The organism is Pantoea sp. ARC270 (assembly GCF_003236725.1).
Taxonomy (GTDB): Bacteria; Pseudomonadota; Gammaproteobacteria; order Enterobacterales; family Enterobacteriaceae; genus Pantoea; species Pantoea anthophila.
The window spans coordinates 63,740-71,972 of the sequence record NZ_PUGA01000012.1; the positions used below are offsets into that span (position 1 = coordinate 63,740).

Here is an 8,233-nt window from a genome sequence, read left to right on the forward strand (position 1 = left end):
GCTCCTTAAACCGTCAACACCACGCAGCTGTCGCTTTCCCAGCAGAGGCGGACTTCGTCACCCCAGGTGGGCAGCCCTTTGCGGTAGCGATGCGCGTTCTGCAACTGTGCACTGATCATCTGTCCGCTATGCAGACGGACGTGGAAGATAGAGAGGTCGCCAAGATAGGCGATGTGAACCACCTCACCCACCGCAAAGTTGCAGCCATCGGCAGGCACCTCATCGCACAGCATCACTTTTTCCGGACGCAGCGCGACATGAACCGGGACGTTATCCACCACCGAGACATCGGAGTCGACTTTTAACGGATGCATCAGGCCGGGGCTGTCGATCACCAGGCCGTCCGCCTGACGTTCACGCAGCAAGCCTTCGAAGACGTTAACCGAACCGATAAACTCGGCGCTGTAGCGGCTGGTTGGATGCTCATAGATCTCTTCCGGCTCACCGATCTGCACGAACTTGCCGCGATTCATGATCGCGATACGGCCGGCCATGGTCATCGCCTCTTCCTGGTCGTGCGTCACCATCACGCAGGTCGCACCAACCCGCTCCAGAATATCGACCACCTCCAGCTGCATCCTGTCACGCAGCTTCTTATCCAGCGCGCCCATCGGCTCATCCAGCAGCAGCAGTTTAGGCCGCTTCGCCAGGCTGCGTGCCAGCGCAACACGCTGACGCTGCCCGCCGGAGAGCTGGTGCGGTTTGCGTCTGGCAAACTCCTGCATGTGCACCAGCGACAGCATCTCGGCGACCCGGCTGGCGATCTCCCCTTTCGGCAGGCGATCCTGCTTCAGGCCAAAGGCGATGTTCTGCTCCACCGTCATGTGCGGGAACAGCGCATAGGACTGGAACATCATATTGATCGGGCGCTGATAGGGGGCCACGTGCGACAGATCCTGACCATCCAGCACAATCTGGCCGCTGGTCGGTGGCTCAAATCCGGCCAGCATCCGCAGCAGCGTTGATTTGCCGCAGCCTGACGCGCCCAGCAGCGCGAAAATTTCACCTTTGTAAATGGTCAGACTGACATCATCCACGGCGTGCTGGCCGTCAAAGGATTTGGTCAGATTGCGAATCTCCAGCAGCGGCGTTAACGCCTTTGCGGTTTTGTTTTGAGGACGGGGAATGGCATCGTTCACTACTATCTCTCTCCGGAGCCAGGCGGAACATCGCGGCAAAATCCGCCGCTAAAATGGCACAACAGAGGCCGACACTGCGCCTCTGTTGCTGTTACGTGACAGGTCAATCCGTTCGGGACGAACTACTTACCACTTTTTACTTTAGTCCATGCACGCGTACGCACACGATCCAGTTTCGGATCCTGGACTTTCAGCACAAACAATTTCGACATCGCTTCCGGCGTCGGGAAGATACCCGGGTTGTTACGGATGTCGGCATTGATCAGCGGCAGTGACGCTTTGTTGCCGTTGGCATAGTTCATTTTATTGGAGACATCAGCGATCACTTTCGGATCCATGATGTAGTTCAGCCAGGCATAGGCGCCGTCGATGTTTTTCGCATCTTTCGGAATCGCCATCATGTCGAAGAAGGCCAGTGCCCCCTCTTTCGGCACGCTGTAGCCCAGGTGCACACCATTTTTCGCTGCATCCGCACGGTTTTTCGCCTGCAGGATGTCACCTGACCAGCCGATCGCCACGCAGATATTGCCGTTGGCCAGATCGTTGATGTACTGAGACGAGTGGAAATAGCGGATATTCGGACGCAGCTTCAGCAGCAGGTCTGTCGCCGCACCGGAATAATCTTTGGCATCCGAAGAGTTAGGATCCTTGCCCAGATAGTTCAGCACGGTAGCGAAAATCTCTTCCGGCGCATCCAGGAATGAGACACCACAGCTTTTCAGCTTCTCAAGGTTTTCCGGCTTCATCACCAGGTCCCAGCTGTTGAGCGGCGCATCGGTTCCCAGCGCGGCCTTCACCTTGTCGACGTTATAGCCGATGCCGGTGGTGCCCCACAGGTAAGGAATCGCATATTTGTTACCCGGATCGTGCTGCGCCACTTTTTCCATCAGCGCCGGATCGAGGTTTTTGTAGTTCGGCAGTTTGCTCTTATCCAGCGGCTGGAATACCCCGGACTGAAGCTGACGCGCCAGGAAGCTGGAGGATGGCACCACGACATCGTAGCCGGTACTGCCCGCCATCAGTTTGCCTTCCAGCACTTCGTTGGAGTCAAAGACATCGTAGACAACCTTGATGCCGGACTGCTTTTCAAAGTTCGGCACGGTATCTGGCGAAATATAATCGGACCAGTTGTAGACGTGCAGCGTTTTATCTTCCGCCATGCTGCTGGCCGACGCGACCATCAGCGAAGCCGCTACCACAGCTGACAGCCATTTCTGACGTGAGTTGAACATGTTTTCCATCCTCCTGAGCGGGTCATAACAACGCTGCAAACCTGAGATCCCTGCATTGCGTTCTGTACAGGACGTCAGTGACACAATGAATCATTATTCAGCGGGAGTTTAATAGCAAAATCCTATATCTGAAGCGCAGTTACGCGCCTGTTACAGCCCCGCAAGCATAGCCCCCCTGCTCATGCTGCACCAGACCCCAGCGTAAAAAACGCCTGAAACCGATATTTTATGCATGTTTGAGCTATGAGGTTCGGCTTTGATGGCATAAACGACGACAGATATCTGGCATTAAAGGGCAAAATGCAGAATAAAAAAAGGTGGCGGCAGGCGGCGGGTATAAAAAAGCCGTCTCAGGGACGGCTTAGTCTGGAGGGGTCGGGCTAGTGCAGCACCGAATGCACGCTGGAGACCGCAACGTGCTCTTCTTCCTCGCCGACAATCAGCAGATTGTTGGCAAAGGCTTCCAGGATCACCATCGAGATCTGCTCTTCGCTCTGTTTCATAAAGTGCGAGAACTGACCAAACGTTAATCCGGCGGTGGTCGTCATTGACTGGCAGACAATCAGCTTCGGCAGATTGTCATCCTGAATGTCGATAAACGCTTTTACCGTCAGCGAGCTGGCGTTGATCTGCGACAGATCGCCGACCAGCGGAATCAGCGCCGTGGGCTTTACTTCAGCCAGCGCCGAGAACAGGATGACGTTGTCGACCAGATCGATTTTGGCGTCAAACACCCCATCAAAGTTTTGCATGTGCGGCAGATGAAGTGCCTGACAGGCATCGCATTCGAACCAGGTGATATTTTGCTGATCCAGCCAGCGACGCAACAGGTCGATATCCGGAACGACAAGAGAATCCATCGTAAAATCCCAGTGGGGTGATAAACAGGCGACTTAGCTTACGGAAAAACGGGCGACGATGCCACGAAAACTGCTGAAAAGCGCGTTTCAGCCTGCGGTTTTAGGACGGAGCCCGGGGATGGTTTGCTGTTCAATGCGCGCGATCATCAGCGCGGCGAGGTTCAGTTCACTGCAGGTTTCAATACCTTCCAGACCGGGGGAAGCGTTAACCTCCATCACCAGCGGACCGCGATGCGCGCGCAGAATATCGACACCCGCAACCTCCAGCCCAAGCGTAGCGGCGGCTTTCACCGCAATTTCCCGCTCCTGAGGGGTTATCTCCACCGGACAGGCTTTGCCGCCGCGATGCAGATTGGAGCGAAAATCGCCCTCTTTCGCTACCCGCTCAATCGCCGCCACCACCTGATTGCCGATGACCAGACAGCGCACATCGCGTCCCCGGGCCTCTTTGATAAACTCCTGCACCAGGATATGGGCGTTGAGGCCGCGAAAGGCATCGATAACGCTTTCTGCCGCCTGCCGCGTTTCCGCCAGCACCACACCGATACCCTGCGTGCCCTCCACCAGCTTTACCACCAGCGGCGCGCCGCCCACCATGGCGATCAGATCGTCGGTGTCATCGGGTGAGGAGGCAAAGCCGGTAACCGGCATGTCGATGCCCTCCTGCGCCAGCAGCTGCAGCGAGCGTAATTTGTCGCGGGTGCGGGTAATCGCGGCGGAGGCATTCAGCGTGTAACTGCCGCACATCTCAAACTGTCGCAGCACCGCCGTTCCGTAAAAGGTGATGGCGTTGCCGATGCGCGGGATCACCGCATCAAAATGGCCCAGCGGTTCACCGCAATAGTGAACCGCCGGAGAGGCCGGATTGATGTTCATATAGCAGGAGAGCGGATCGATGATTTGCACCTCATGACCGCGAGCTACCGCTTCATCCTGCAGCCGGCGACTGGAGTAAAGCGTGGCATCACGGGACAAAATGGCGATTTTCATCTCTGCTCTCCGCTCCTGGCTTAGCGTGTTGCCCAGCCCTGCTGATGCAGATAATCCAGCATAAACGGGCGTGTCTCTTTGATGATCAGGCGCTGAATCAGCTCACTCCAGGTTTCGCTACGCTGGTTGCTGTCTCGTTGCTGATAATAGAGTTCAGTGCGGCTATCGTATTCGGCCAGCACGTTTTTATCCAGTGGCTGATAGCGGTTTTCATGCACCAGCATGGCGTGTGGCATGCGCGGTTTCACGTCCGGCTTTGACTCCGGATGACCCAGGCAGAAACCAAAGAGCGGCAGCACAAATTTCGGCAGGCCCAGCAGCTCGGTCACCTCGGCGATGTTGTTACGGATCCCGCCGATAAAGACGCCGCCCAGCTCCAGCGACTCTGCGGCCACCATTGCATTCTGCGCCATCAGCGCGGTGTCGACGCAGCCCAGTAGCAGCTGCTCGGCACGACCCAGCTGGGCATCCGGGCAAATCTGCAGATGACGATTGAAGTCAGCGCAGAAGACCCAGAATTCGGCAGCCTCTCCGACCCAGGTTTGTCCGCCCGTCAGCGTGACCAGCTTGTCGCGCAGCGCTTTGTCGGTGATGCGGACAATGGAGGAGCATTGCAGAAAACTGGATGTGGACGCCGATTGCGCCGCAGTAATAATCGCTTCGCGCTGCGCTTCACTGACCGGCTGGTCGGTAAAGGCGCGGATTGAACGGTGGCTGCACAGTAAATCAATGGTCGGTGTCATAAAGTCTCCAGCAACATTATTTTCTTTTATCGGTTTGGTTAAACAGCTGTGGGGCTATCGCTTTTGCGGTGCGCCACATCAACAGCCAGGCGGCGGGCAGCATCAGCACGACCCCGGCGATAAACAGCAGCGTGGCCAGCGTTTTTGGCTCAGCCAGACCTGGCACAGGCAGCCAGTGGTTTATTAGCAGCAGCGCCCCCAGAATTAACAGGCCGCCAGCCGCCTCCATCACCACCACAAATCGCGGTAATCTGGCTACACTCTGCATCACACTCTCCTGCCTTCACGGGCTACTGAGGGTCAATTATGGTCAACAACCCAAAATTTGCGCGGGCTGTGGCCGCCGCACCGGCAAAAAAGCCTCTGTTTCAGACGCTTCCTGACGCTTAACATAGCGTGCGGGCATCAGACTAACAGGCAAATCCTGCTTTCTTTAAGCGATACGAGCGGGCATCATGGTTGCCATTCTCTGTTTAGTTGTGTGACGTACATCACACAACAGTCGCTGCAAGGAGTTTTCTATGATTGCTGTTATTTTTGGTCGTCCAGGCTGTCCCTACTGTGTTCGCGCTCATGAACTGGCTGATAAGCTAACTGCCGAGCGGGACGATTTTAGCTATCAGTATGTCGATATTCAGGCGGAAGGCATCACTAAAGCCGATCTGGAAGCGAGTGCGGGCAAACCGGTTTCTACCGTGCCGCAGATCTTTGTGGATGAAAAACATATCGGTGGTTACACCGAGTTTGCGGCCTGGACCAAAGAGAATCTGGGTTTTGCCGCATAGGGGCGGAAAGCCTCGATAAAAAAGGCGAGACACCAGTGTCTCGCCTTTTTACTTTCGGGCGTGAGCAGCACGGCTGAGCTTAGTTAAGTGACGCCATCACGATCTGCATCAGCCGCACCAGTAAGGCGCCGCAGCCTGCCCAGAACAGCGCGCTGAGGCTCCAGGCGAGCACAAAAAATCCGTTGCCGTGGATAAAGAGGCTGCTGTTCAGCAGTAGCGCGGCCAGTAACGTCCCCCACAGCCCCATCAGCAGCGTGCTTTTCAGCGGGCTCTCCACCTGCAGCAGCGCCATCAGAATGCCGGGAAGCATAAAGAGCAGTAATTCGGGCTGACCGCGAAGCGGGCCTGGCCCCACCTGCCAGGTGTGACAGGTAAAAACAAACACCAGACTGTACAACACCACGCCGCACAGGCGGGTCGTCCAGAGATAAGAGCGCTGCGGCATACCACCCCACTGATTAAAAGTAATCCCGACAATAACCTGCTGATAACCCTGCTGCGTTCAGATGGAAATAAAAAGAAACAGTTCGTTGTGACAACGAATGAAAACAGCCAATGGCTGTAGAAGATATTTGTGATTAGAATAGCGCCGCGGAAAAGGTTCCATTTGCAGTACTGATACAACAGCACCTCAACGGCCTGCTCAAGATAGCGAAAAACAGGCCACTCTTCAACAGGTTACAAGTAAACAAGAAGTTAAACAGTGAATATTAACGTCGCAGGATTGTTAAGCGGAAATGACATTTTGTTATTATTTGTCGTTTTAGCGCTCGGCCTCTGTCTGGGTAAGTTGCGTCTCGGCTCAGTTCAGCTGGGAAATTCGATTGGCGTATTAGTGGTTTCGCTCTTATTAGGGCAGCAGCATTTCACCATCAATACCGATGCATTAAGCCTGGGCTTTATGCTGTTTATTTTTTGTGTCGGCGTCGAAGCCGGCCCTAACTTCTTCTCTATTTTCTTTCGCGACGGCAAAAACTATTTCATGCTCGCCATCGTCATGGTGGTCAGCGCGCTGCTGCTGGCACTGGGACTCGGCAAGCTCTTCGGCTGGGATATTGGCCTCACCGCCGGGATGCTGGCCGGTTCCATGACCTCAACGCCGGTGCTGGTGGGCGCAGGCGATACGCTGCGGCAGAGCATCAGCGATCCTAAACAGCTTGGACTGATGCAGGATCAGCTGAGCCTGGGCTATGCCGTAACCTATCTGATTGGCCTGGTCAGCCTGATTTTTGGTGCCCGTTACCTGCCCCGCCTGCAACATCAGGATCTGCCTACCTGCGCCCAGCAGATCGCCCGCGAGCGCGGTCTGGATGCAGACAGTCAGCGCAAAGTTTTCCTGCCGGTAATCCGCGCCTATCGCGTTGGCCCGGAGCTGGTGGCGTGGAGCGGCGGCAAAAATCTGCGTGAGCTCGGCATCTATCGTCAGACCGGCTGCTACATCGAGCGTATCCGCCGTAACGGTATTCTCGCCAGTCCCGATGGCGATGCGGTGTTACAACTGGGTGATGATATCTCGCTGGTCGGCTATCCCGACGCGCACGCCCGGCTCGATCCCAGCTTCCGTAACGGCAAAGAGGTGTTTGACCGCGACCTGCTGGATATGCGCATTGTCACCGAAGAGATCGTGGTGAAAAACCACAACGCGGTGAACAAACGCCTCAGTAAGCTCAACCTGACCGATCACGGCTGCTTCCTGAACCGGGTCATCCGCAGCCAGATTGAGATGCCGATCGACGACAGCATTATGCTGAACAAAGGCGATGTGCTGCAGGTCAGCGGCGAGGCACGCCGGGTGAAAAGCGTCGCGGACCGCATTGGCTTTATCGCCATTCACAGTCAGATGACCGATCTGCTGGCGTTCTGTGCCTTCTTTATCGTGGGGCTGATGATTGGTCTGATTACCTTCCAGTTCAGCAATTTCAGTTTCGGTATCGGTAACGCCGCCGGCCTGCTGTTCGCCGGGATCATGCTGGGATTCCTGCGCGCCAACCACCCGACCTTTGGTTATATTCCGCAGGGCGCGCTGACAATGGTGAAAGAGTTCGGTCTGATGGTGTTTATGGCGGGAGTGGGGTTGAGTGCCGGCAGCGGCATTAATCACAGCCTGAGCAGCGATGGTGCGCTGATGCTGCTGTGCGGCCTGCTGGTCAGCCTGCTTCCGGTCATCATCTGCTTTCTGTTTGGTGCCTATGTGCTGCGGATGAACCGCGCCCTGCTGTTTGGTGCCATCATGGGCGCACGCACCTGCGCCCCTGCAATGGAGATTATCAGCGATACGGCTCGCAGTAATATCCCGGCGCTGGGCTATGCCGGGACCTATGCCATCGCCAACGTGTTACTGACACTGGCCGGGACACTGATTGTGATTGTCTGGCCGATATTGCCCCTATAAAAATTTTTTGGCTACGTCCAGAACTTTTTTGTCAGCGGGCAGTCCTAATAAGTGCCACTGCTTTTCTTTGAAATCCCCAGATTGTGGAGCCC

9 protein-coding genes are annotated in these 8,233 nt (G+C 55.8%); 2 read left to right on the forward strand and 7 right to left on the reverse strand.

Annotation, left to right across the window (positions count from 1 at the left end; all coding sequences use genetic code 11):
* Nucleotides 1-5: 5 nt before the first annotated feature.
* From potG to CKF42_RS08335, 6 genes are all read right to left on the reverse strand, one after another.
* Nucleotides 6-1,139 (reverse strand): putrescine ABC transporter ATP-binding subunit PotG, encoded by a 1,134-nt coding sequence (gene potG, locus CKF42_RS08310; protein WP_009091176.1) that lies wholly within the window; start codon nucleotides 1,137-1,139, stop codon nucleotides 6-8.
* 122 nt (nucleotides 1,140-1,261) lie between these two features.
* Nucleotides 1,262-2,371, reverse strand: a complete 1,110-nt coding sequence (gene potF, locus CKF42_RS08315; protein WP_009091178.1) for a spermidine/putrescine ABC transporter substrate-binding protein PotF — start codon at nucleotides 2,369-2,371, stop codon at nucleotides 1,262-1,264.
* Between the two features lie 380 nt (nucleotides 2,372-2,751).
* Nucleotides 2,752-3,231 (reverse strand): YbjN domain-containing protein, encoded by a 480-nt coding sequence (locus tag CKF42_RS08320; protein WP_009091179.1) that lies wholly within the window; start codon nucleotides 3,229-3,231, stop codon nucleotides 2,752-2,754.
* Nucleotides 3,232-3,318: 87 nt separating this feature from the next.
* The gene (gene rimK, locus CKF42_RS08325) at nucleotides 3,319-4,221 is read right to left on the reverse strand and encodes a 30S ribosomal protein S6--L-glutamate ligase (protein ID WP_009091181.1); all 903 of its coding nucleotides are present in this window, start codon (nucleotides 4,219-4,221) and stop codon (nucleotides 3,319-3,321) included.
* Between the two features lie 20 nt (nucleotides 4,222-4,241).
* Nucleotides 4,242-4,964 carry an oxygen-insensitive NADPH nitroreductase gene (gene nfsA, locus CKF42_RS08330; RefSeq protein ID WP_009091183.1) on the reverse strand — a complete coding sequence of 241 codons (723 nt, stop codon included), beginning with the start codon at nucleotides 4,962-4,964 and terminating at the stop codon, nucleotides 4,242-4,244.
* A 16-nt stretch (nucleotides 4,965-4,980) separates the two neighbouring features.
* Nucleotides 4,981-5,232 carry a DUF1418 family protein gene (locus CKF42_RS08335; RefSeq protein WP_046101503.1) on the reverse strand — a complete coding sequence of 84 codons (252 nt, stop codon included), beginning with the start codon at nucleotides 5,230-5,232 and terminating at the stop codon, nucleotides 4,981-4,983.
* A 253-nt stretch (nucleotides 5,233-5,485) separates the two neighbouring features.
* Between CKF42_RS08335 and CKF42_RS08340 the strand changes: the two genes are divergently transcribed.
* Nucleotides 5,486-5,749, forward strand: coding sequence for a GrxA family glutaredoxin (locus tag CKF42_RS08340; RefSeq protein ID WP_046101502.1), 264 nt, complete (start codon nucleotides 5,486-5,488; stop codon nucleotides 5,747-5,749).
* Between the two features lie 79 nt (nucleotides 5,750-5,828).
* Here CKF42_RS08340 and ybjM read toward each other — a convergent pair whose 3' ends face one another.
* Nucleotides 5,829-6,194 carry an inner membrane protein YbjM gene (gene ybjM, locus CKF42_RS08345; RefSeq protein ID WP_009091189.1) on the reverse strand — a complete coding sequence of 122 codons (366 nt, stop codon included), beginning with the start codon at nucleotides 6,192-6,194 and terminating at the stop codon, nucleotides 5,829-5,831.
* Nucleotides 6,195-6,452: 258 nt separating this feature from the next.
* Here ybjM and CKF42_RS08350 point away from each other — a divergent pair, with 258 nt between their 5' ends.
* Nucleotides 6,453-8,141 carry an aspartate:alanine antiporter gene (locus CKF42_RS08350; RefSeq protein ID WP_009091191.1) on the forward strand — a complete coding sequence of 563 codons (1,689 nt, stop codon included), beginning with the start codon at nucleotides 6,453-6,455 and terminating at the stop codon, nucleotides 8,139-8,141.
* Nucleotides 8,142-8,233: the final 92 nt, after the last annotated feature.

Bases quoted from the DNA above. Each gene is read 5' to 3' on its own strand.
- potF (WP_009091178.1), bottom strand. From the start codon at position 2,371: ATGTTCAACTCACGTCAGAAATGGCTGTCAGCTGTGGTAGCGGCTTCG.
- CKF42_RS08320 (WP_009091179.1), bottom strand. From the start codon at position 3,231: ATGGATTCTCTTGTCGTTCCGGATATCGACCTGTTGCGTCGCTGGCTG.
- rimK (WP_009091181.1), bottom strand. From the start codon at position 4,221: ATGAAAATCGCCATTTTGTCCCGTGATGCCACGCTTTACTCCAGTCGC.
- nfsA (WP_009091183.1), bottom strand. From the start codon at position 4,964: ATGACACCGACCATTGATTTACTGTGCAGCCACCGTTCAATCCGCGCC.
- CKF42_RS08335 (WP_046101503.1), bottom strand. From the start codon at position 5,232: ATGCAGAGTGTAGCCAGATTACCGCGATTTGTGGTGGTGATGGAGGCG.
- CKF42_RS08340 (WP_046101502.1), top strand. From the start codon at position 5,486: ATGATTGCTGTTATTTTTGGTCGTCCAGGCTGTCCCTACTGTGTTCGC.
- ybjM (WP_009091189.1), bottom strand. From the start codon at position 6,194: ATGCCGCAGCGCTCTTATCTCTGGACGACCCGCCTGTGCGGCGTGGTG.